This is a genomic window from Limnobacter thiooxidans, from assembly GCF_036323495.1.
Classification (GTDB): Bacteria; Pseudomonadota; Gammaproteobacteria; order Burkholderiales; family Burkholderiaceae_B; genus Limnobacter; species Limnobacter thiooxidans.
In genome coordinates, this window is sequence record NZ_AP028947.1 from 2,770,147 (window position 1) to 2,793,237 (window position 23,091).

The window sequence follows — 23,091 nt, forward strand, 5'->3', positions numbered from 1 at the left end:
AATCCGAATGTCAGGAATAAAAAACGGGCAAACCTGAAAGTGGGTTTGCCCGGTAATCAGAAAGCGCCAGAAACTAGGCCGCCAGGCTATGAGGATGACGCTTCTGGGTGTTGGGATTGTCAGGACGATCCAGCCCAAGGTGGTCACGCAAGGTTTTGCCCTCATACTCCTTGCGGAAAATACCGCGACGCTGCAACTCGGGAACCACGAGGTTTACAAAGTCGACAAAGCCGCTGGGCAGGTACGGCGGCACCACATTGAAACCATCGGCACCCTTCTCAACGAACCACTTTTCAATGAGGTCAGCGATCGTTTTGGGTGAACCAATGGCCTGAACATGGCCGCGCGCAACGCGGAATTTCAGCACCAGCTGACGTATGGTCAAGTTCTCGCGACGAGCAAGTTCCAGTTGCTGCAAGAAACGGCCTTGCCCGTTCTCGCCTGCCTTGTAAGGCAAATCGGGAAGTGGACCATCCAGATCGTATTTGGACAGATCAAACCCACCAAACTCCAGCTCGCTGAAATCAACCCGTGATTGAAGTTCACCGAACTTGTCTTGAGCTTCCTGATCTGACGAACCAACAACCACGGAAAGCCCCGGCGTGACAATCAACTGACTTTCATCGCGACCATACTTCGCCAAACGTCGCTTCACGTCTGCATAGTATGTTTTGGCAACATCCAATGAAGTGGCAGATGCATAAATCATCTCGGCGTGTTTGGCAGCAAACTCACGACCTGTTTCCGAATTGCCGGCCTGTACAAACACCGGATAACCCTGAATGGGACGAGGCAAATCGAGAATGGCATCGGACTTGAGATGCTCACCATTGAAATGGACCGGGTGCGCAGACTCCGGATTGTAGAAACGGCCATTGACCCGGTCTGGATGATCGAATGCATCATCGTCCCACGAGTTCCAGAGCGACTTGCTCAGTTCGACGAACTCCCCTGCCCGCTCATATCGCTCGCCATGGTCCCTGCCGTCATTGATACCGAAATTTTCGGCCGTGTGCGGAGAGAATGAGGACACAATATTCCAGCCCGCACGGCCCCCACTGATGTGATCCAGTGAGCTGAATCGGCGAGCCAGGTTGTAAGGGTGATCGTAGTTGGTGTTCACAGTCGCGATCAGGCCAATTCGATTGGTGTGCGTGGCCAGTGCAGAGAGCAAGGTAAACGGTTCAAACTGGTAACTGTTTGCATTGCGCCCGGCATCAGGACCCAGGTTGGCAGGACGCCCGATAAAATCAGCCATGAAAAACGCATCAAACTTTGCTGCTTCCGCAAGTCGCGCAGCATTGATGTACCAATTCAGGTCGGGTCGTCCATTGTCGGTGGAACTGGGATGGCGCCATGCAGCAACGTGATGCCCAAACCTCTGGACAAACACGTTCAGCGCAAGTTGTCTTTTTCGTTGGCTCATGAAAATCTCCTGTTAACCGGCAAACTCTTTCGATTTCTCAAGAAGGCCGGTTCGCTTCCACTGAAGCTCCAGTGCGCCGGGTGTGTAATTCTGGGCACCACCCACAACTTCCGCATACACCTGATAGCGCGCGGACTCTTCCACCAGCAGAATCAATTCGGAGGTACGCAGAATTCCACGCCCCCAGAAGTTGACACCCCCGCTGGATTCCAGCAAGGCAGGTGGAGGCGCAAGTTCAGGATGATTGTCCAGGCGTGCACGAATCGTTTCCAATACACCCTTGGTTCTGTCCAGGTGATTCGGAATTGTTCTGGCCAACAAATGGCGGGCCGCCGCCACATACAAAATCGGAAAATCCTTCTGAGCCAAAGACCATGCGGACAGGTAAGAGGTGTGCACATGGATCACTGTGTCGGCATCAAGACGTTCCTCATGCAGGATGAGGTCCTTCTTCTCCGAGAAATTCGCGATGCTGATTGACGGGCTTTGATCGCGGGCAATACCCCCGGGAAAGCGGATGTTGACCACTTTGTCGTGGCCCGGAATTTTGTGGGTAATGTGGAACGTCAGGCTGGCGGACAAGGTTCCGTTTTCGCGCAGCACATTGAAAGCATGAATGGCATCGGTTTTTGCTTCATCCACATAGGACAGCAAATCAATTTGGTCGTGTTGATCAGACATGGTGTTCTCCGGTTGAAATTGATGAAATGAAAATCAGGCAGCCAAAGCGGTCGCCAGTTGAAGTGGGGGCTTGCTCTTGGCCAATGCCAGGGCGTGTTGAAGAGGTTCTGGATCTATCCACTCGCGAACATCAAAGTCCTTAACCAGATAGCCCCAATCACGCAAAAAATTCTTCTGGACTTCAAGTCCTGTGATGTACTGCTCGTTGAGCTTTGGAAAGAATGATTCATGGACCTTGGACCCATGAGAAAGTGGAATCAGCGCGCGGTGTTCAGCAGACCGGTCTTGATTGAGTTGATCCAGCACGGCTTCAGGATTTTGTGAAGCCCACAGGGCAGTACGAATCAGCACCGACAGGTAACGAACCACCAAGTCAGGATGATGGTCCAGAAATTTGCAATCCACAGTGACAGGGCGCGGTGTGCCATTGTTCACGCGCAACAGTGGGTCATCCAGCGCATTGATGTTGATCAGCTCGCGGTACCTGCCATCCCTTGCTGCCTCAACACCAGAAGTGAAACGCAAAAACACGGCATCAACCAGGTCATCGTCCAGCGCCTTGAGAACAGGTGCCCGGTAATGCTCATCACGCACACGAACGGGTGCAGGGCCGTCGCTTGAATCGTAGGATGGGTGGGCAATGTCGACCCACCTGACTTCCGGAGTTGAAATTCCGGCAAGATTCAATGCCGTTTCAAACCCATGCTGGGCTGCACCTCGCTGAAAATCGATCAGGGCTTTTTCATGACGCGGTATACCCAGGCGCGCGCCTTTCAAATCATGAATCGATTTGTATTTTGAATTCTCTCGCACCAGAATGCCCTGGTATTCATCCAGCCAAGTGATGGCCAACACCACGGTCTCTTGTCCAAGGCCCTTGGCCCAAATTGGCGGAATATTGCCGCCTTCGCGAAACATGCCACTTTGGGTGTGGTTGTAATGCGAGTTTCGAATGGCCAGTGAATCCGAGTCTTTCAACGACAGAAGATTCACCTCGCTCTGACTGAACTCCTGCTGGAGAAAGCCGTAGTGAATGGCCAATGCAGATGCAGTGGCAGCGCCGCAGCGGGTGTACCAGATTGATGGTAAAGAGTTGGCCATATTCGTACCTGATTGTTTGACGTACCTCCTCAATGCATTGACCGTGCCAGCTTGGAAAAATAGTCGACCAAGCGCCACAAGACCTTGAAAAACCTGGGTTTTGAGAAATCTTGCGTATCAAGACAATCGATCCTGGTTGTTACTAAATCGACAGTTGGAATCACGTACTGTTGAAAATGTCGCAGCACAGCAATGTGCAGAAATCAGCACAAGGTGAGGAAGATTTTTGTGAATAAGTATTTTCAAATTTAATCAATGCTGCCAAATCAAATACTTGTGGCGCTTTACGCTGTATTGCGAATTGCGCACACAGTCTTTTGGCACGCTACCTGCAAAAGCATTTCCATTCAGTTACCTCTCTCGATGGAAATTTTCATGGACACACAACAGAAAACAAAACAACGCAGCACACGCAGTCACCCGTTCAAACGCGTTTCAAAACCTCTGGCTCTTTCTATTGCAGCGCTTTTCATTCACAACACGGCTAGCGCTCAGCAGGCGAATTCTCAAGATGTGGACTCACTGGGAAGCGTGGTCGTGACATCGCAGAAACGGGAAGAAAGTATTCAGGAAATTCCTGTCACGGTGACCGCCATCAGTGGTGACGAAATTCGCGACAGAAACATTGTGTTGAACACTGACATCGAACAGCTTGCCCCCGGATTGTCAGCGCAAGGCGGCGGGAGGATAGGCAAGCCTCGCTGGTTCTTGCGTGGCATCGGCACGAATGACCCCAACCAGACCATCGAAGGCCCGATCGGTATTTATGTGGATGAAGTGGTGGTGGGGCTTCAACGCAACCAAAGCTTCCCCCTGTTTGATCTGGAACGTGTAGAAGTACTGCGCGGCCCGCAAGGCACGCTTTGGGGCAAGAACAATACCGGCGGAACAATTCACTACCTCTCCAAAAAACCCTCCTATGACAACGATGGGTACGGCAAACTGACCTTTGGAAACTTCGGCAGCAGGATTACGGAAGGCGCATTTGGAGGAACGATCAAGGAGGAAACCGTTGCCGCACGCTTGTCGGTTTACAACGAATCGCTGGATGGTTACGCCACCAACATTTTGAACGGTGAATCAGGCCCCAAGTTCAAAGACAACAACATTCGCCTTCAGGTATTGGCCAACATCACACCCAACCTGGAAGCCCAGATCATCTATGGCACACGCGACTTCCAAAGCCGAAACGAACCCACTTACGCACCGGGCGGCACCAACTTGCCACCGCCCAACAGCGCGGTGACAATACCGAATGCAGACGGAAAAATCACAACCGGGCAAACTGCTGCGCAAATTGCTGCAGGCGGTGGATACATACCGCCTTTTGGCGCTTTTCCCGATGTATACAGCCCGTTTTTTGGCGGCGAGGGCAATACTCTGGAAGAACGCCAATACCTCACGGCAAAACTGAACTGGGCACTGGACAAGCTCACCTTCAACTCCATCACTGGATGGAGCGGCGGCGATGGTGGCAGCCTGGTAGGTGTGGGTGTTCCGCTGAACACCACACTGCCTCGTGTCAGTACCAAGTTGGAGAACGGTTTTACTCAATTCTCGCAAGAATTTCGCCTTAGCTCACCCAAAGATCAAACGGTCAGCTGGATTGGTGGACTCTATTACTACAAGCTTCAAGCGGATTTCGACAGCAAGGCCGCTCGCTTTGCCAATGGTGGCGACACCAGTGTACAAACCAACCGGGAAAACCTGACGACAAGTTCCTGGGATCAGGATGCAGAAAGCAAGGCTGTTTTCGGTAACGTGAAATATCAGATTGACCCCGAGCTCGCCTTGACCCTCGGAGCCCGTTACACCCGGGAATCAAAAACCACGAATCAAACTGCACTGTCTGTCACAGACACAGCAGGCAACGCCACACTGGTTGACTTCAGCAGCGAGAGCGCGTGGTATTTCCCAGGCGGTGTTTCCGGCACGGGCAACTTCACGCCTGTCAATCTTACAGAGTCAGGGAGCTGGAATAACTTCACTTTTGACATCACCCCGGAATACAAAGTGAACAAAGACCTGCTGCTGTACGGACGGGTCGCAACCGGTTTCCGCTCGGGTGGATTCAACCAGGCTATCAGCCGCCCTGCCGGCGGTACACCATTCATTCTGAGGTTGGAACCCGAAGAAATCACAGACTATGAAGTGGGCTTCAAATCCACACTGGCGGGAGGAAAGGTTCAATTCAATGCTGCAGCCTTTTATTACGACCTGAAAAATATCCAGTTGAACATTCAGCAACGTGTTCAACAAACCGACGGCACATTCCAGACCAGTTCTTCAGGTCAATCAGATGGTGTCATCAAGGGCCTGGAATTCGAGGTGTTGTCCAAACCGGTTCGCAACTGGAACCTGGGTGCAAACCTGGGCTTGCTCCGAACAGAGTACAAAAACTTCATTTACACGGTGGGCAATTCGGCACCGCAAGACGCAAGCGGCAATGAGTTCTACCGCACACCGCGAACCACATTCCGCCTGTTTACTGATTACAAATTTCCAATCAACAACTCTGGTGACCAATTGATCCTGGGTACGGATTGGTCATACAGAAGCAAAATCCTTCACAACGCCACGGTTCAAAACGATCCGGTACAAACCACACCAGCCTACTGGCAGGGAAATGCACGGGCCACTTATGCACCAAGCAAATCAAAATGGGAGTTGACTGCGTTTGTCCGCAACCTGACTGACAAGAACGAGGCATTCCTGCGCCAGATTGTGAATACCAATGGCGTGACGCCGGTCAATGTGGGTGCACCACGAACCTACGGCGTACAAGCCTTGTTCAAGTTTTAAAGCCATGAATACTCAGGAGGTCACAGCATGACAACGGAAACAGCCAACAGATCGCTTCAACACGAAGTATCCCGGGTCTTTAGCAACATGCCCACTGAATGGCAACCAAAGCAATGGCTACTCTACGGGGCGCTTGCACTCACTACGCACGCTTGCCTGATTGTTCTGGGCAAGAACGTTGAATATGAAGCGCCAGAGCAATTCATGCGCACAGTGAATATTGAGTTTACCAAGCCACCCGTGGAAGTGCCAAAGCCCCAGGTGCTGCCTCCCGAGCCAAAACCAGTCAAAAAGGTGGAACAAAAGCCGGTCACCAAACCCGAGCCCAAACCTGCAGTCGACAACAAGCCTGCTGCAGCCCCTGAAAACAGACCCTTGCAAAGCGCCGAAACAAGCACTTCGTCTGCAGAACTTTCCTTGCCTGCGGCAAGGCCGGTACCTGCAGACGTGCCCCTGCGTGACAACGTGACTGAGACAGTGACACCCGCACGCGGGTCTGCGGGCTACCTGAACAACCCTGCTCCCAGTTACCCCAACATTGCGCGCAATCAGGGGTGGGAAGGGCGAGTGCTTTTGAAAGTCAAGGTGCTGGCAAACGGCAAACCGGAGAGCATTGAAATTCAGAGCAGCAGCGGCAGAAAAGCACTGGATGAAGCAGCGCTCAGCGCAGTGAAACAATGGACTTTCTCGCCAGCCAAACGAGGTGAAACAGCAATTGAAGCCTGGGTCACCGTACCAATCGAATTCAAATTAGGATAATCATCATGTCATTGCTTTCAAACCCTGTCGTCGCCCAACTGGCTGTTGAAGGAACGCTCTGGAGCCTGGGACTCTTTTCTATTGCCACATGGGCACTGATCGCCTTGAAGGGCACTCAACTCTATCGCAGTCGTGCCCAGGACAGACGTTTCAAGAAGGCATTCTGGGCCTCCGCAAGCCTGGACAGTGCAAGACAAATTTCAGGGCACTCAGGCCCTGTGGCACGAGTGGCCAGCGCTGCTTTTCTTGCCTTGAGTGAGGCTGACAAACAGCATCACAAAGATTTGCAACACACAGGCACCCGACAGGAACTGCTGGAGCGTTACTTGCGCCAACAGATCCAGAAAGAGCGGCGTTCGCAGGAAAGTGGACTTGCAATTCTGGCCAGTATTGGCAGCACCGCACCATTTGTAGGACTATTTGGCACAGTGTGGGGAATCCTTGATGCCCTGGTCAGAATTGGATCCAGTGGCAGCGCCAGTCTGGACGTAGTGGCCGGGCCAATCGGTGAAGCATTGGTGGCCACGGGTGTTGGCATTGCTGTCGCTGTACCTGCCGTGTTGGGTTATAACTTTTTTATCCGCAACCTGAAGTTGTCTACAGCTTCTCAGGATGATTTCGCCACAGACATACTCAACCTGACACAAAAGGCTGCTTTTCGCATTCAGGTGCTGGACAAAAGCGCAACACAGAATCCGCGGTTCGATGAACGTACTGAAGGAGCGGCATGATGGCTTTTTCAACGCAATCAGACAACGATGAAGTATTGAGTGAAATCAACGTCACCCCGCTTGTGGATGTGATGCTGGTGCTCTTGGTAGTCTTCATCATCACTGCGCCTTTGCTGACCAACGCAGTCCAGATCAATTTGCCAAAAACTGCCACAACAGCACCGGCAGAAACACCCAAGCCCGTGACCCTGAGCATTGACGCTGAAGGCCAGTACTTTCTGGACAAGGTTCAAATTGAAGGCGACGATCTGGAAGTTATTCTGGGCGGTATCAAGGCTGCAAATCCTGACTTGACCCTGCATTTGCAATCGGATGAAAACGTTCGCTACGCATTGGTGGCCAACGCCATGGTGGCCATAGAACGTTCAGGCATTACCAAGGTTGCAGTGATGACCAAAACCCGCTGACTGAAAAAACCCCTGCATCAGGCGATGCAGGGGTCCGCTTTCAAATCAACGCTGGTTTGAAAGCCGGTTTACCACTGCGGCAAACCGGTCTATTTCCTCAAAGGTATTGTAAAAAGCGAAGGAAGGACGAACCGTTGCCTCCAGGCCAAACCGTCGAAGAATGGGCTGGGCACAATGGTGTCCAGACCGAACTGCAATCCCCTCCTGATTCAGGGCTTGTCCAACCTCTTCAGTGCTGTAACCTTCCAGAGTGAAGGACAGAACACTGGCCTTGTCATCAGCCGTGCCAATCAATCTGACACCCTTGATCCGTTTCAAACATGACGTGCCGTATTCCAGCAATTCGTGCTCGTATTTGGCGATGTTTTGAATGCCCACAGACTGAACATACTCCAGTGCGGCACCCAACCCCACGGCATCCGCAATATTGCCTGTTCCTGCCTCAAAACGAGCCGGCGCGCCCTGGTACTCTGTGTGATCAAAACGGACGTCCGCAATCATGTTTCCGCCACCCTGCCACGGTGGCAATGAATCAAGAATCGACTTCTTGCCATACACCACACCAATACCGGTTGGACCAAACACCTTGTGACCTGAAAACACAAAAAAGTCTGCGTCCAAAGCCTGAACATTCACAGCCATGTGGGAAATGGATTGTGCGCCATCCACAATCACTTTCACACCCGCCTGATGCGCCAGCCGGATTACCTCAGCAACCGGAGTCACCGTGCCCAGCGCATTGCTGACCTGGGTGATTGAAACAAGCCTGGTTTTGCTGTTCAGCAACTTCGCAAATTCCGAAACAATGATTTGACCATCATCGTCCACCGGGATCACACGCAGCTTGGCCCCTTTTCGCTGGATCAACTGCTGCCAGGGAACTATGTTTGCATGGTGTTCCAGGTGAGAGACAATGATTTCATCGCCCGCCTGAACATTCTGCTCGCCGAAGGTATTTGCAAGCAAATTGAGTCCTTCAGTGGCGCCACGAACAAAAATGATCTCATCGCTTGAGGAAGCTCCGATGAAATCCGCCACCGTTGAACGTGCCTTCTCGTACGCATCAGTGGATCGTGCAGCCAATTCATGCGCAGCACGATGAATATTGGAATTCTCATGCTTGTAAAAATGCGAGATCCGATCAATCACCTGGCGAGGTTTTTGAGTCGTTGCCGCGTTGTCAAACCAGACCAGTTGGCGACCATTGACGCGTTCCTGCAGAATCGGGAAATCCCGGCGTACTGCATTCACATCCAGACCCCGACGTTCACCCCCAATGTTCGGGATTTGTGGCTCCTGAGCCTGAAAGCCTGGGAGTTGATGCTCCAGAAAGTAGAAACTTTCGTTTGGAACATGTTTCACAGGCACATCCAGTGCAGGGGCGCTGACACGCCCAATGGTCTGAAGATCATCAGCACGCAAAGGTTGCCGTAACAACCCTTGAATATCAGCCTGGGTAGGCAACCCAAATGACTGCTCAATACCCCCACCACCCATTGCAGAACCGAAAGCCTCCGTGAAAGCCTGATGTGCCAGGCTGACCAACCGGTCCAGCTCAAAGGGTGATGCCTGGCCTTGAGATGGCAAGGGATGCCCCCCTGCACTGGGCTGCAGATTATTTGTAGGTAACTGGATAGTCATGGTATTTGTCGATCTCAACATCTTCAAGAACAGCCACAGCGTCTTCAGTCAGCACGGCCAGCGAGCAATACAGTGAAATCAGGTAGGACGCGATTGCGTTTCTGTTGATTCCCATGAAACGAACAGACAAACCAGGGCTTTGTTCGCCGGCAACGCCAGGCTGATACAAGCCAACAACACCCTGGCGCTTTTCGCCTACACGCAACAACAGGATCTTGGTTTTGCCATCCTCGTCAATGGGTAATTTGTCTGAAGGAACCAGTGGAATACCACGCCAGGTAATGAACTGGGACCCAAACAGGCTGACAGTGGGAGGAGGAACACCCCTGCGTGTGCACTCGCGTCCAAAGGCAGCAATCGCCAAGGGATGCGCCAGGAAGAAGCCAGGTTCTTTCCAGACACGGGTCAGCAACTCATCCAGATCATCGGGGGTGGGAGGACCGCTCAACGTTGAAATTCGCTGGGACTCATCCACACTCGCCAACAGACCATAGTCTGCGTTGTTGATCAGCTCGCTTTCCTGCCTTTCCTTGATGGTTTCAATGGTCAGGCGCAATTGCTCTTTGATCTGATCGTGTGGACTGCTGTACAGATCAGAGACACGAGTATGCACATCCAGTACGGTACTGACGGCATTCAGGAAATATTCACGCGGATTGTCTTCATAGTCCACAAATGTTTGTGGCAATTCAGACTCGTCCCGCTTGGCACAAGCCACTTGAACGGAACGTGGGTTTTTCACCTTGTTCAGCCGATAAATGCCTGCCTCAACGGGCAACCAATGCAGCAAATGGACCAGCCAACGCGGCGTGATCGTAGAAAGCTGCGGAACGGTTTTGGTTGCATTGGCCAACTGACGGGCTGCTGTGTCATGCAACGCCAACTGGGGTTCTTTTTGTTCGGACATACCTACCTCAGATTATGAAATGAAAGTTGAACTACCTGATGACAACCCATTACGACTTGGTTGCCTGTTGAACATGTGCCTGGGTAACATGTGCACCAGCAGGTACATCCTGTGTCACCCAGACATTTCCGCCGATTACAGCGCCCCGGCCGATCGTGATCAAGCCAAGAACCGTGGCACCTGCGTAAATCACAACATCGTCTTCAACGCGGGGGTGGCGAGGCTCACCTTTGACCAACTCGCCCCCTGCGCCTGCTTTGAAACGTTTTGCGCCCAATGTGACAGCCTGATAAAGCCGCACGCGTGAACCGATCACGGTGGTTTCCCCGATCACCACACCGGTGCCATGATCGATAAAAAAGCTTTCTCCGATTCGTGCACCTGGATGAATATCAATTCCGGTTTGCTCGTGCGACAGCTCCGCCAACATGCGTGATATCAGCGGCAAACCCAATTGATACAGTTCATGAGCGATCCGGTGAACAAGCACTGCGCGCACACCCGGGTAACACAGCAGCACCTCATCCACGCTGCCTGCAGCAGGGTCACCGCGGTAGGCCGCCAGTACATCGGTGTCAACCAGTCGCCTGATTTCAGGCAGCTTCTGCGCGAAAAGTCCCACCAACTCGCGGGCATGCTGGTGCCGGCGTGAAAAGTCTGCTTCCCTGTCCTTGCGTGTACTCAGTGAAAGCTCAAGGTAAACCTGGCCAAGCAGTGCATTCAACGCAACATCAAGCGCATGCGCGACATAAATATCCTCACTTTCCTGACGCAGGTCAGGAGGACCAAGGCGCATGGGGAAAAGAGCACCACTGAGATGATTCAACACAATTTCCAGCGCAGCACGTGCAGGAAATTCCCTGGCACCCGCTTCCTGCACGCGCTGGGTGGAGGTTCGCCAAGTGCGACGTGCTTCATGCAACTTGCGGACTATCGTGTCGATATGAAAAGACTCACCTGCGGAACGCTGGCTGATGTTTTGAAGATCGCTCATGGCCAATGCCTTCAGTCCTGAACCCAGGGAAGACCGCGAAACCGCCACCCGTTTTCTACACCACGTTGCTGCTGTGCATCCAGATCGCCTTCAAAACCTTCCTTCACATTGAAAACATTCTGGAACCCAGCCTTCCTTGCAGCTTCAGCCGCGGCGGCCGAACGCTTGCCGCTGCGGCAAAGCAAAAGAATCGGATTTGACTTGCCAGCCTTTGCCTCCAACTCGCGAATGAATCGCGGATTTTTAAGTAGCGCTGGGCCAATTTGCCAGGCCACATGAACAGACTCGCGCACATGCCCCACAAACTTTCTCTCTTCAGCAGTACGAACATCCACCAAAGTGGCCTGCCCAGCCTGGATCAATGACCATGCTTCCTCCGGATCAACTGATCCTTTGTACGGCAAGCCAGCAATGCGGGCCGCTTCCGCAGCATCCTGCAATGCTGGGGGCAAAGACACGTCCGGATCCTGTTGTTCAATTCGACGGGCTAATGTCATGATTTTCCTTGTTGGTTGTCTTTCTGTTCAATGACTTTAAAGACTGACCAATCAAAGGAGAACGATTAGATTTTTATATTCATATCGAATAAAAGACTTAATTTAAAAACTTCTATTGATATTCAAAAAACCACCTGAAGAAAACCTGAATGAAAAAAACCCCGCATTTGCATGCAGGGTTTAAAGGAGCTTCCACAAGGAAGAGGAGACAAATCGTACTTACTTTTTGAAGATCTGATCGAAAATTCCACCATCAGAAAAATGTTCGTTGCGAACCTTGGCCCAGCCACCCAACTTCTCTTCAACCGTAAAGGTTTTAATGGGAGGGAATTCATTTTTATACTTGGCCAATACGGCTGCATTCCTTGGGCGGAAATGATGTTTTGCAATGATCTCCTGACCTTTCGGAGAATACAAAAAGTCCAGATATTCCTTCGCAACAGCTGCACTGCCACGTTTGGTAGCCACTGACTTCACAATTGCAACCGGTGCGGACGCATCGATTGAAATGCTCGGATACACCACATCAAACTTGTCGGCACCCACTTCCTCGCCAATCAGGATGGCCTCGTTCTCAAATGTCACCAACACATCACCCACGCCACGTTGGGTAAATGTGGTGGTTGCACCGCGTCCACCGCCATCAAGCACAGGAACGTTCTTGAACAGATCGGTCACGAACTGGCGAGCCTGAGTTTCCGACTTTGTTTTATCCAGGGAATAACCCCATGCAGCCAGGTAGGTATATCGGCCATTGCCTGAAGTTTTCGGGTTGGGAACAATCACGTCCAATTCAGGGCGTGTCAAGTCAGACCAATCCTTGATGTTTTTCGGATTGCCCTTGCGTACCAGAAATACGGTAGTGGTCGTATATGGAGTCGCTTCATTGGGGAATGCCTTGCGCCAATTGGCGTCTACCAGGCCTTTCTCCACCAGCAGGTCAATGTCGGGCGACTGGTTCATGGTCACCACATCCGCCTCAAGACCAGCGGCCACCGAAAGCGCCTGTTTACTGGAGCCGCCATGCGATTGGCGTACCTCAAACTTGCTTAAACCTTTTGCCTTCTGCTGCGCCTCAAAGGCCGGATTAATGTCTTTGTAGAGCTCTCTGGACACGTCATAGGACACGTTGAGAATCGACTCAACCGCCGTATTGGCGTTTGCGCCTAGCAACACAGAACCCGTTAAAGCGGCTAGCAGGATTTTCTTGAATTTCATGGTCATGGTGAGATTGAATTTTCCAGTTGAAGAAGATTGACCCCCGCTTGGCGAAGGCCAAAGACTTGGGACTGATTTTGAATGTTTCGAGCAATCAACTTGACCCGGAACGAATTGGCGGCGTCTACAATGTCTGGCAGTTCACTCAAGCACCAAGCTTCATCGATCCAGAGAGACAAGAAGTCTGGACGAATCTGTGCGATCAAACTGCGACTCTGCAAAGGGTATCTGCAGTACAAACCAGTCAAAAATCCATTTCGCCTATAATTGTCAGCTGCGAAAGCCAAGGTATTCAAATCCGTTTCATCACTGGCTACCACCTGGATCACGAAATGCCCGGGCAACAAACCAAGAGACTCAATCAGGTGACGAAATGCCCTTCCATGATTATCGGAAATTGACGAAAAAAACCGGTGATTGACATCCAGAAACAATCGAATTGGTTCTGTCGAACATCCAAAGTAGTTTAACGTGTGCAAGGCGCGTAAAAGCCGGTCCGTCGCGATGAAACCATCGTCGTCCAACTGATCAAATCTGAATTGTGCCGGTTTGCCCGCGCGATCGACTAATTGCACGAAATGCCCGAGCAAGTCACCCGAGTCGACTTCCTGCACAGGAAGAAAGGCACTGGTAAGCTCAGTGTCATGAAGATTCACAAAGACGCGACCTGAACTATCTCTCCAGAAGGCACGCTCATCGCTGGGTAACTGGGATAACTTGCCCACTGCCGCCCTTACCCGTTCATAGTTTGAGCCAACGGAGACACCGGGCTCACCCCATATCAGATCGGCAAAAGGCGTACTCATTCGATGGACTCTCTGGTTATTTGACGTAGTTTTGCTAGCGTCGAAAAACGGTTTTTCACCGGACCGATTTGGTCCTGCACATCTCCAAGTGGTGTGGCAGCCACTTGCTCACGAAAAGTTTTAACCAGTTGGGCCAGTGACTGCCAACGGCCAAAGCCCGATTCTGCATTGATATGACCCGCATTGCGCAGCCACGTAAACCTTAATCCCCATGCATCCGCCCAGTACTGGGCATGGGTAATTTTCATCCAGGGGTCGTCTGTGCTCGCAATCACCACGCCAGGAACACCGAGAGGGTTTGCTGGAAGGCACCCCATCAAGGTGGTTTCCGCCACAGCGTCATCAAGAACAAGGCCAGTCGCGCTGAACCGCTGAGGTGAAGCCGGTGCAACCAGGATTACACCCGCCACTTTTGTTTCATTGTCTGCAATCGCGACGATACTGGCCAGGCACCCAAAGCTGTGCGCAATCAGAATGACACTGCCAGATTCATCGCGAATGTTTTTGCGGATGGCATCCGCCCAAGCTGCAATCACGGGTTTGTCGAAATCAATCCCAGTTACGCGGCGGCAACCTGGAATTTCTTTCTCCGCCCAACTTTGCCAGTGGTTAGGGCCACTGCCATTCAATCCGGGCACCGTGATGCAAACAGGATTCAACATACTAATTCCACTGAAGTATTAACGTTTGAAGATTTGGTCAAACAGACCACCGTCTTCGAAGTGGGTTTTTTGAGCTTTCTGCCAGCCACCAAACACTTCATCAATCGTGAACAGGTTTACTTTGGGGAAGCGCTTCAAGTCTTCCTTGTTGGTGACCAGCTCAGGCTTGTTTGGGCGATAGTAGTTCGATGCCGCAATTTGCTGGCCTACAGGTGAATACAGGTAATCCAGGTAGGCTTGTGCAACTTTGGTTGTCCCTTTCTTGTCCGAATTGCCCTTTACCAATGCAACGGGTGGCTCAGCCAAAATGGATACAGAAGGAACAATAATTTCGAATTTGTCTTTGCCCAACTCGTTGATGGCCAGAAATGCCTCGTTTTCCCAGGAAATGAACACGTCACCAATGTTGCGCTGAACGAATGTGTTCGTGGAACCACGGGCACCCGAATCAAGTACTGGTACGTTTTTGTACAGATTGGTCACGAACTCCTGGGCTTTCGCATTCGTGCCACCCGGCTTTTTCAGTGCATAACCCCAAGCGGCCAGGTAATTCCAGCGTGCGCCGCCTGATGTTTTGGGGTTGGGTGTGATCACCTGGGTACCAGGCTTCACCAGATCATCCCAATCCTTGATGTTCTTGGGGTTGCCCTTGCGAACGAGGAACACGATGGTGGATGTGTAAGGTGAGCTGTTGTGGGCCAGCTTTTTCTGCCAATCCGCTGGCAGCTTTTTTGTTTGCTCCGCAATGGCGTCGATGTCATAGGCCAGGGCCAGAGTGACAACGTCGGCTTCCAGACCATCAATTACAGCGCGCGCCTGCTTGCCCGCGCCGCCGTGGCTTTGCTTGATTGTGACCGTTTCGCCGGTTTTCTCTTTCCAGTACTTGGCAAAGGCAGGGTTGTACTCTTGGTACAACTCGCGGGTGGGGTCATAGGAGACATTCAGCAACTCGACATTGGCCCACGCTGTCGAGGAAATGGTCAAGGCTGTGGCCAGCGTCAGGGTCTTCTTGATCAGTGATGCGTAATTCATGGTGAATCCTTTCCGGTTTGTTCGATGTGGGGCAATCATAGGGAAAGGACTTTGAGGCGTGAACGAAGAAAAACTTCTTTGCTTATCAGGATATCGAAGACCGTTGCATCAGCCCGAGTTTCGACTGATCACTGGTTTCGCTGGAGCCTGGTCAGCGCGAATTCCAATCTTCCGCCTGAAAACCTATCTTCCCCTTTTTGAAATTCACACTGACTCAACAGGTTTGGCAAAAATGACGGCCAAACCTGTTGCCGGCCTGCGGCCGAACGTGGCGTGTGAATTCAAACGGGCAGGTTTTCTTGAATGGCGAAACGATTGGAACATCGCTGCTGACAGACTGAAAACCAGCGGTGATTTGTGGCGCGTTGGTGGCTTCAACCCAGTGTTTCGTATTCAGTCAGGCTGCGTTGCGAAGCTTTCTCAGCAGTGGTTTTGCCTGCTTTCACACTTCAAAAAACCGCCCCGTTTGAACAAGGCTTGAATGTTCGCGCACCGCGCGACACCCAAGCCCGACCATCTTTTTTGTCGGGCGCGGGTGAGTGAGAAGCCTTCGTTCAAAAAGGGATCAGCGGTTTTCCGTATGGAAGTGGGCAAGCCACGCTGAGTAACCTCAAAGCCACGCTGAGAAAGCATCAATCAAGCTGAAGCAGCACCAAAACACGCAACGCTGAATCAGCAACTCACCGAGCGCGCCTTGGCACCAGAATGACCGCCATCGCCCCAAGGATCAGCACCAACGCAACAAAGTCGGGCCAGCGTGGCACTTCGCCCAAAAAGAAGCTACCCGACATCACGCCGACAACCGGAATAATCATGATGGACAGACTTGAAACAACCGGGGGAAGCGCCTTGGCCAGGCTGAACCAGGCCACCTGGCAAAAGCCAAATACCCCCAGCGCGTTGTAAAAAATCGGCCACCACTGTGGCCAGGTTTGCGGCATGCCCACGTCAGTGCCTTCAAACCAGAATGCGGCTGCACCCATGGCAACTATGGTGGGCGGCATCATGGCATGGGTAAAAGTGAGCGCGTGCAAATCAGTTGGAAACCGCCGAACCAGCGTAGTGCCGAACCCCCAGCATGCTGCGGCTATCAGCATGAGTACAACCCCCAAGGGGCTGCCCGCGATCGCCGCAAATTCAGAGGACAACAGCAACATCGCGGCCACCATGGCCAGGCTTAAACCGACCCATCCTCGACGCCCCACCGGGTGTGCAAACATCAAACCCGATAACACGGCCCACACCGGCATGGTGTACCCCAGAATGGCAGCACGCCCTGAACTCAACTCCTTGACCGCCAGAATACAGAACAGGTGCCAGCCAATCATGTTGGGAATGCAAAGCAAGGCCAGCCTGCCCCACAGTTCACGCGGCACTTTCAGCGACACATTCATTTTTGTTGCAATACCCCACATTGCCACCATGCCGATCAGCATGCACAGGGTTCGAAAATGCAGAGGCGGGTACTGGGTGACGGCGTACTTCATGACGGGCCAGTTCATGCCCCAGAGGGCGGTCAAGCCGATCAGTAATTGAATTTGTTTTAGAGTAAGTGTTGCTGCGGGCACGGCTTTGATTGGGCGATTAAGGGTCATCGGATAACGTGCCCCAGTGTAGTGCATCCAGAACCGATTGCCCCTAGGGGCTTGCCCTGCCCCGGCAAAAAGAAGGCACATGGCTGTACAATACCGATCTATTCAAACAGCTCACTTGCGCAATGGCCAGCAACCGTTTCTCAGAATTTTCCACCTTCCCCCAACGCCTGGCGCACAGTTGGCAACACAGCAATTCCATGTTGTGTGTTGGGCTGGACCCCGACATTGCTCGAATGCCAGCAGGTTACGGTACAAGCCCGGCAGAAATTGAGCGATTTTGCCGTGAAATCATCAAGTCCACGGCGGAATTCGCCTGTTCATTCAAACCGCAAATTGCCTACTTTGCCGCCAACAGGGCAGAAGCCGCACTTGAGAACATACTGGCCTATGCCAACGAAGTGGCCCCACACGCCACCACCATATTGGATGCCAAGCGTGGCGACATTGGTGCCACGGCCAAGCAATACGCCATCGAAGCTTTTGAGCGCTACCAAGCCGACAGCGTCACATTAAGCCCCTACATGGGCAGCGACTCGGTCGAGCCTTACCATGCCTACCCCGAGCGTGGCCTGTTTTTGCTATGCCGCACATCCAACCTAGGCGGCAACGACCTGCAATTCCTGAATACCGAAAAAGCCGAACCGCTTTACCAAACCGTGGCGAAGCTGGCTACCACGACCTGGAACCCGCACGGGCAAGTGGGCTTGGTGGTGGGCGCCACCTACCCTGAAGAAATTCGCACCGTGCGCAGTATTGTGGGCAATGCGCCCTTGCTGGTGCCCGGTATTGGCGCACAAGGGGGTGATTTGTTGAACACTGTTAAAAATGGCTTGTGCAGCGCAGGCTGGGGCTTGCTGATCAACTCGTCACGGGCTATTTTGTATGCAAGCGGCAAAGCCGACTTTGCCAGCGCTGCAGCCAATGAGGCCCGAAACACGCGTGACGCCATTGCCGCCGCCAAAGCGGCTGCACTTTCGGGCTAAAATCAAAAGCAAATACACATCCGGGGCACAAGAGCTGAAACAGCCGGCCCAACTTGGGGAGACATGGATGAAAATACTTTTGGCCGAGGACGACAGCCTGTTGTCCGAGGGGCTTTCACAGTCCCTGCGGCAAGCGGGTTATGCGGTCGACTGCATGTTCAAAGGCAGCGACGCAGACACCGCGCTGACCACCATGAACTACGACATTCTGATTCTCGACCTGGGTCTGCCCAAGATGAGTGGCCTGGAAGTTCTGCGCCGCCTGCGTGCGCGGGGCAATCACATGCCTGTGCTTATTCTGACCGCGGCAGACAGCGTAGAGCAACGCGTTCAAGGACTGGATGCAGGTGCTGACGACTACATGGCCAAGCCCTTTGACCTCAAAGAACTGGAGGCCCGCGTGCGGGCTTTGTCGCGTCGGGGCACCGGAGGTGGCGCCAGCATCTGGAAACACGGACCGCTGACGTTCGACCAGGTGGGGCGAATTGCCTTCATCAACGACGACATGCTGGACTTGTCTGCGCGCGAAGTGGGCCTGCTGGAAGTTCTTCTGCAACGCGTGGGCAGGCTGGTCAGCAAGGAACAGTTTGTTGACCACCTGTGCGAATGGGGCGAAGAAGTCAGCAACAACGCGATCGAGGTTTACATTCACCGGCTGCGCAAAAAAATCGAGGTGAACGGTGTGCGAATCGCGACCGTGCGCGGATTGGGCTACTGCCTTGAAAAATACGTTGAAAAAGAAGCAACACCTAATGCCAATGCAGATGCCAACACCTAGGGCAGGTGCCTGATTGGCCTGGTACAAAAGGAACCCGCTTGCTTCCGGGCAGCACCAGCGCCGATCCCTGTTCGGGGAAATTCTTGACTGGATGCTTGCCCCACTGCTGATACTTTGGCCCATGAGCATCGGCGTCACTTACCTGGTGGCCAAGTCAATCGCCAACGATCCCTTTGATCACATTCTGGACGACAAGATCACCGCACTGGCTCAAGAGGTGGCTGCGCAAGCCCCCAGTGGCCGTTTCAGCCTTCCCAAGGAGGCCAAGGAAATTTTGCTGGCCGACGGCACTGACCAGTTACGGCTGCAAATCGTGGGCAAGAACAACGAGTTCCTGATGGGTGACGAACGCACCCTACCTATTCCACAGCGTGAAGCCCGGCAAATTGGCGTGGTCAACTTCCGCGACCTCGTGGTGAATGGGGAAGACTTTCGCGCAGGCCACCTTTGGATCGAATTGCCGACCGTGGGCGAAAACCGGTTCATGCTGATCCAGATTGCCGAAACACTGGGCAAACGCGATGGCCTGGCCAATGAAATCATCAAGGGCGTGATTTTGCCGCAGTTCGTCATTCTGCCGCTGGCCGTGTTACTGGTGTGGTTTGGACTGTCACGCGGTATCGCGCCGTTGAATACCTTGCTGGACATCATTCGTGCCAGGAAACCCGATGATTTAAGTGCGCTTCAAACCAAGGACACCCCGGAAGAATTGCTGCCCGTAATCGTGGCGCTGAACGAACAGCTTGAGCGCCTTGAGCAAACCATTGGCACCCAGAAACGCTTTGTGGCCGATGCCGCGCACCAACTTAAAACCCCGCTGGCGGGGTTGCGCATGCAGGTTGAACTGCTCAGCGATGAAACCGACGAAACCGCCAGGCTGCGCAGCCTGCGCCGCTTGAAGGTGGGCACGGAACGCTCCACGCGCCTGGTCAACCAGTTGCTTGCCTTGGCGAGAACCGAAGCCCCTTCCGTGCTGCAATTCGAGAAACTGGACCTGACCCACGTTGCGAGGTCGGTCACCCGCGATTTCGTACCCGAGGCCATGAACAAGCGCATTGACCTGGGCGTCGAGGTACCCGATCACCCGGTGTATGTGACAGGCCAAACCCTGATGCTGACCGAAATGCTGAAGAACCTGGTGGAGAACGCCTTGCGGTATACGCCCAACGAGGGCTGTGTCACGGTTCGGGTCGACGACAGCCCTCAACGCGAAGCCATTCTGCTGGAAGTGGAAGACGATGGGCCCGGCATACCGCCTAGCGAACGCAACCTGGTGTTTGACCGCTTTTACCGCGTACTGGGCACCAGTGAAGACGGCTCAGGCCTGGGCCTGGCCATTGTTCAGGAAACTGCTCATCAGCACGACGCGCACGTCAGCATTCACGACAATCCGAAGTCTCTGCACGCAGATCGACCCGGCACCGTGATGCGTGTCAGTTTCCCACCCCGCCACCGGCAGATGGAAGATTGATTGCTTAAAATAGAAGATCAATTATTCAAGAAGCACCCCATGAAATCAAAAGGCAGTGAATGGCAAGCCCCCGAAGATGACAACCACAAGCTCGCCAACCTGTGCGGCCCCGTGGATGCCAACCTTCGGCAAATTGAAGCAGCCCTGCAGGTAAAAATTTCACGCCGCAACGGCACCTTGAATGTAGTGGGCGAGAAGGAAAACGCCAAGCAGGCTTTTATCCTGATCAATCACTTCTTCGAGAAAAGCGAAAAACCTGTCACTGCCGATGAAATTCAACTGGCGCTGGTTGAACTGAAAAATACCAACACCGTCGCCAGTTCGAAAAAGGAACCGAACATCATTACCGGCGAAGACGAGCCCGTGGTGTTGCGCACCAAGCGCGGCGACTTTCAGCCCCGCACTGAACGCCAGAAGGATTACCTGAAAGCCGTTCTGGAACACGACCTGACTTTCGGCATTGGCCCCGCCGGTACTGGAAAAACCTACATTGCCGTGGCCTGCGCCATTGATGCACTTGAACGTGACAGCGTGAAGCGCATCATCCTGACCCGCCCCGCCGTTGAAGCCGGCGAGCGCCTGGGCTTCCTGCCGGGTGACCTGAACCAGAAGGTAGACCCCTATTTGCGCCCCCTGTACGATGCCCTGTATGACTTGGCAGGCTATGAACGCGTCCAGAAGTGGTTTGAACGCAATGTCATTGAAATCGCGCCCCTGGCCTACATGCGCGGCCGCACGCTAAGCCACGCATTTGTCATTCTCGACGAGGCGCAGAACACCACGCCCGAACAGATGAAAATGTTTTTGACCCGCATTGGTTTTGGCAGCAAGGCAGTGATCACCGGCGACGTGACCCAGATCGACCTGCCCCGTGGCCAGCAAAGCGGCCTGGTACAAACCCAACACGTGCTGCGCAACGTGAAAGGCATCTCAATGACCTACTTCACCAGCCAGGACGTGGTTCGCCACCCCCTGGTGGCCCGTATTGTTGAGGCTTATGAACGTTTCCACAACCCCGAACGACCCAACCTGCCAACCGAACCCAATGCCCAATAAAGCCAGCAACCTTGTCAGCGTGGCCATTCAATGGGCTGTGCATGCCGACCACCCTCCATTCTCGGAAGTGGACAACAGCCGCATTCGGCGCTGGGCGAAAGCCTGCTTTCTAGACCGCTCGGAGATCACCATTCGCTTGGTGGGCGAAGAAGAAGGCCGGCAACTGAACCGTGACTTCCGCGGAAAAGACTACGCCACCAATGTGCTGACCTTCCCCATGGACATGCCTGACCTGGGTGCCGACTCCGGCTTGCCCGTGTTCATGGCCGATATCGTGATTTGCCCCACCGTGGTGGAACGCGAGGCGGCTGAACAGCACAAAGACCCGATCGACCATCTTGCCCACCTGATTGTGCACGGCTGCCTGCATGCCCAAGGCTATGTACACGAGAGCGACAACCAGGCAGAACTGATGGAAAACCGGGAAATTGAAATCCTGAAACGTTTCAAGATATCAAACCCTTACGTGCTTTCCAGCAAAAAATAATGGTTTTTTGGTGTTTCAGGGCTTGACCACTTAACAAAAGTTGGCCATAATCGCGGTCTTCGGTTGAGGGCGAAAGTCTGACAGCGAATTGTGGGTCGTTAGCTCAGCTGGTAGAGCAGAGGACTTTTAATCCTTTGGTCGTGAGTTCGAATCTCGCACGACCCACCACAAAATACAAAAAGCCTGAGTGTAAAAGCTCAGGCTTTTTTCATTTCCGGCGAGTCCGTGCCAATTTCTGATTCTTGAAACTGAATTGTTCTCACCAACGATCGGTTTTGATGTTTACCCAGACAGACTTGAAGACCGAAGAGTTCGCGCTACGGATTGATTAAATCCTGTCATTGAGGCTCACTGCACATGCTTCGTTCCACAGCTTCTTTGCCATAAAGCCGCTCAGCCATTTTCTTGGCCTGTAAAAAGCACGTTACTGCTTCTTTCGAGTTAACCACATCAAGCCTGAGAAAGGCGTCCCGAAGGTGGGCCTTGACCGTATCCGGACTGACCTTCATTTCACGGGCAATTTCCTTGACCGACATCCCGGTACTCAAGTGATCGATAACCCGGGCCTGCTTGATGGTCAATGGCTTGTTGGCACCCGGCATCTGAATCAGGCTTTGATAAATGCTTCGGTTTTCAATGCCATCCGTTTTGAACAAGTCCTTGTTGAGGGAATGCTGAACCTCTTCGACAATATTTTTGAACTTGGTACTTTTTGACAAATAAACACCACCACTGCTTTTGATTTTTCCAACCAATTCCTCATCCTCTATGGATGTGAAGAAGAAGCGCCTGGCGTGCATGAAATGGGTGGAAATCCATGACAGCACTTCCTCGGGTGTGGCGCCAGGTATAACAAGGTCTGACAGAACCAAATCAAAACTGCCTGAATCAAGTGCCTGCAAATCACACATTTTCTCAACATACGTGACTTCATGGGGTTCAATAATCGAGGAGAAGATTTCCTCAGTAATCATTGCGGTCATGGGATGGTCTTCAACTATCAACAGTTTGGGCATTTGCTTTACCTCACGACATGGAACTGACAATCAACGACTTT

23 protein-coding genes and 1 tRNA gene are annotated in these 23,091 nt (G+C 52.8%); 11 read left to right on the plus strand and 13 right to left on the minus strand.

Going from position 1 to position 23,091, the window contains the following annotated elements; genetic code table 11:
* Positions 1-73: 73 nt before the first annotated feature.
* The 3 genes from RGQ30_RS12610 to RGQ30_RS12620 are packed head-to-tail and all read right to left on the minus strand — an operon-like array spanning position 74 to position 3,208.
* Entirely contained in the window at positions 74-1,426 is a 1,353-nt protein-coding gene (locus tag RGQ30_RS12610) for an LLM class flavin-dependent oxidoreductase (protein ID WP_130557885.1), read from the minus strand.
* Positions 1,427-1,438: 12 nt separating this feature from the next.
* Positions 1,439-2,107 (minus strand): class II aldolase/adducin family protein, encoded by a 669-nt coding sequence (locus RGQ30_RS12615; protein ID WP_130557884.1) that lies wholly within the window; start codon positions 2,105-2,107, stop codon positions 1,439-1,441.
* 33 nt (positions 2,108-2,140) lie between these two features.
* Complete coding sequence (locus tag RGQ30_RS12620; RefSeq protein WP_130557883.1) at positions 2,141-3,208, minus strand: ABC transporter substrate-binding protein; 1,068 nt, start codon at positions 3,206-3,208, stop codon at positions 2,141-2,143.
* A gap of 375 nt (positions 3,209-3,583) precedes the next feature.
* Between RGQ30_RS12620 and RGQ30_RS12625 the strand changes: the two genes are divergently transcribed.
* Genes RGQ30_RS12625 through RGQ30_RS12640 form a run of 4 tightly spaced genes read left to right on the plus strand, consistent with a single transcriptional unit; the run spans position 3,584 to position 7,907 of the window.
* On the plus strand, positions 3,584-6,010 hold the full coding sequence (locus RGQ30_RS12625; RefSeq protein ID WP_338284469.1) for a TonB-dependent receptor: 2,427 nt from the start codon (positions 3,584-3,586) through the stop codon (positions 6,008-6,010).
* Between the two features lie 27 nt (positions 6,011-6,037).
* Complete coding sequence (locus tag RGQ30_RS12630; protein WP_130557881.1) at positions 6,038-6,769, plus strand: energy transducer TonB; 732 nt, start codon at positions 6,038-6,040, stop codon at positions 6,767-6,769.
* A gap of 5 nt (positions 6,770-6,774) precedes the next feature.
* Positions 6,775-7,500, plus strand: coding sequence for a MotA/TolQ/ExbB proton channel family protein (locus RGQ30_RS12635; protein WP_130557880.1), 726 nt, complete (start codon positions 6,775-6,777; stop codon positions 7,498-7,500).
* The gene (locus RGQ30_RS12640; protein WP_338284471.1) at positions 7,497-7,907 is read left to right on the plus strand and encodes an ExbD/TolR family protein; all 411 of its coding nucleotides are present in this window, start codon (positions 7,497-7,499) and stop codon (positions 7,905-7,907) included. Before RGQ30_RS12635 ends, RGQ30_RS12640 begins: the two co-directional genes overlap by 4 nt.
* Positions 7,908-7,952: 45 nt before the next feature.
* Here RGQ30_RS12640 and RGQ30_RS12645 read toward each other — a convergent pair whose 3' ends face one another.
* The 8 genes from RGQ30_RS12645 to RGQ30_RS12680 all read right to left on the minus strand — a co-directional run bounded on the left by RGQ30_RS12645 (position 7,953) and on the right by RGQ30_RS12680 (position 15,664).
* Positions 7,953-9,569: a family 2A encapsulin nanocompartment cargo protein cysteine desulfurase gene (locus RGQ30_RS12645; RefSeq protein ID WP_130557878.1), complete on the minus strand. Its 1,617-nt coding sequence runs from the start codon at positions 9,567-9,569 to the stop codon at positions 7,953-7,955.
* Positions 9,523-10,455 (minus strand): family 2A encapsulin nanocompartment shell protein, encoded by a 933-nt coding sequence (locus tag RGQ30_RS12650; protein WP_130557877.1) that lies wholly within the window; start codon positions 10,453-10,455, stop codon positions 9,523-9,525. Before RGQ30_RS12650 ends, RGQ30_RS12645 begins: the two co-directional genes overlap by 47 nt.
* A gap of 49 nt (positions 10,456-10,504) precedes the next feature.
* Complete coding sequence (epsC, locus tag RGQ30_RS12655; RefSeq protein ID WP_130557876.1) at positions 10,505-11,449, minus strand: serine O-acetyltransferase EpsC; 945 nt, start codon at positions 11,447-11,449, stop codon at positions 10,505-10,507.
* Between the two features lie 11 nt (positions 11,450-11,460).
* Positions 11,461-11,946 (minus strand): rhodanese-like domain-containing protein, encoded by a 486-nt coding sequence (locus RGQ30_RS12660; RefSeq protein ID WP_130557875.1) that lies wholly within the window; start codon positions 11,944-11,946, stop codon positions 11,461-11,463.
* Positions 11,947-12,165: 219 nt separating this feature from the next.
* Positions 12,166-13,164, minus strand: coding sequence for a sulfate ABC transporter substrate-binding protein (locus RGQ30_RS12665; RefSeq protein ID WP_420915178.1), 999 nt, complete (start codon positions 13,162-13,164; stop codon positions 12,166-12,168).
* 2 nt (positions 13,165-13,166) lie between these two features.
* A complete protein-coding gene (locus tag RGQ30_RS12670; protein ID WP_338284472.1) occupies positions 13,167-13,970 on the minus strand; it encodes an EAL domain-containing protein in 804 nt (267 codons plus the stop codon).
* Positions 13,967-14,632, minus strand: a complete 666-nt coding sequence (locus RGQ30_RS12675) for an RBBP9/YdeN family alpha/beta hydrolase (protein WP_130557872.1) — start codon at positions 14,630-14,632, stop codon at positions 13,967-13,969. Before RGQ30_RS12675 ends, RGQ30_RS12670 begins: the two co-directional genes overlap by 4 nt.
* Positions 14,633-14,650: 18 nt before the next feature.
* Positions 14,651-15,664 carry a sulfate ABC transporter substrate-binding protein gene (locus tag RGQ30_RS12680; protein WP_130557871.1) on the minus strand — a complete coding sequence of 338 codons (1,014 nt, stop codon included), beginning with the start codon at positions 15,662-15,664 and terminating at the stop codon, positions 14,651-14,653.
* Between the two features lie 232 nt (positions 15,665-15,896).
* On the opposite strand from RGQ30_RS12680, the gene RGQ30_RS12685 reads away from it, so the two are divergent.
* Positions 15,897-16,145, plus strand: coding sequence for a hypothetical protein (locus RGQ30_RS12685; RefSeq protein ID WP_130557870.1), 249 nt, complete (start codon positions 15,897-15,899; stop codon positions 16,143-16,145).
* A gap of 199 nt (positions 16,146-16,344) precedes the next feature.
* On the opposite strand, the gene RGQ30_RS12690 is transcribed toward RGQ30_RS12685, so the two are convergent.
* Positions 16,345-17,259: a DMT family transporter gene (locus RGQ30_RS12690; protein WP_130557869.1), complete on the minus strand. Its 915-nt coding sequence runs from the start codon at positions 17,257-17,259 to the stop codon at positions 16,345-16,347.
* 122 nt (positions 17,260-17,381) lie between these two features.
* Here RGQ30_RS12690 and pyrF point away from each other — a divergent pair, with 122 nt between their 5' ends.
* The 6 genes from pyrF to RGQ30_RS12720 all read left to right on the plus strand — a co-directional run bounded on the left by pyrF (position 17,382) and on the right by RGQ30_RS12720 (position 22,202).
* The gene (pyrF, locus tag RGQ30_RS12695) at positions 17,382-18,242 is read left to right on the plus strand and encodes an orotidine-5'-phosphate decarboxylase (RefSeq protein ID WP_130557868.1); all 861 of its coding nucleotides are present in this window, start codon (positions 17,382-17,384) and stop codon (positions 18,240-18,242) included.
* Between the two features lie 67 nt (positions 18,243-18,309).
* Positions 18,310-19,020, plus strand: coding sequence for a response regulator (locus RGQ30_RS12700; protein ID WP_130557867.1), 711 nt, complete (start codon positions 18,310-18,312; stop codon positions 19,018-19,020).
* Positions 19,021-19,033: 13 nt separating this feature from the next.
* Positions 19,034-20,491, plus strand: coding sequence for a sensor histidine kinase (locus RGQ30_RS12705; RefSeq protein ID WP_130557866.1), 1,458 nt, complete (start codon positions 19,034-19,036; stop codon positions 20,489-20,491).
* A 39-nt stretch (positions 20,492-20,530) separates the two neighbouring features.
* The gene (locus tag RGQ30_RS12710) at positions 20,531-21,547 is read left to right on the plus strand and encodes a PhoH family protein (protein ID WP_130557865.1); all 1,017 of its coding nucleotides are present in this window, start codon (positions 20,531-20,533) and stop codon (positions 21,545-21,547) included.
* The gene (ybeY, locus tag RGQ30_RS12715) at positions 21,537-22,034 is read left to right on the plus strand and encodes an rRNA maturation RNase YbeY (RefSeq protein WP_130557864.1); all 498 of its coding nucleotides are present in this window, start codon (positions 21,537-21,539) and stop codon (positions 22,032-22,034) included. The genes RGQ30_RS12710 and ybeY overlap by 11 nt, the downstream gene beginning before the upstream one ends.
* A 92-nt stretch (positions 22,035-22,126) precedes the next feature.
* A tRNA-Lys gene (locus RGQ30_RS12720) sits at positions 22,127-22,202 on the plus strand.
* A gap of 170 nt (positions 22,203-22,372) precedes the next feature.
* On the opposite strand, the gene RGQ30_RS12725 is transcribed toward RGQ30_RS12720, so the two are convergent.
* Positions 22,373-23,050, minus strand: coding sequence for a response regulator transcription factor (locus tag RGQ30_RS12725; protein WP_130557863.1), 678 nt, complete (start codon positions 23,048-23,050; stop codon positions 22,373-22,375).
* Between the last annotated feature and the right edge of the window lie 41 nt (positions 23,051-23,091).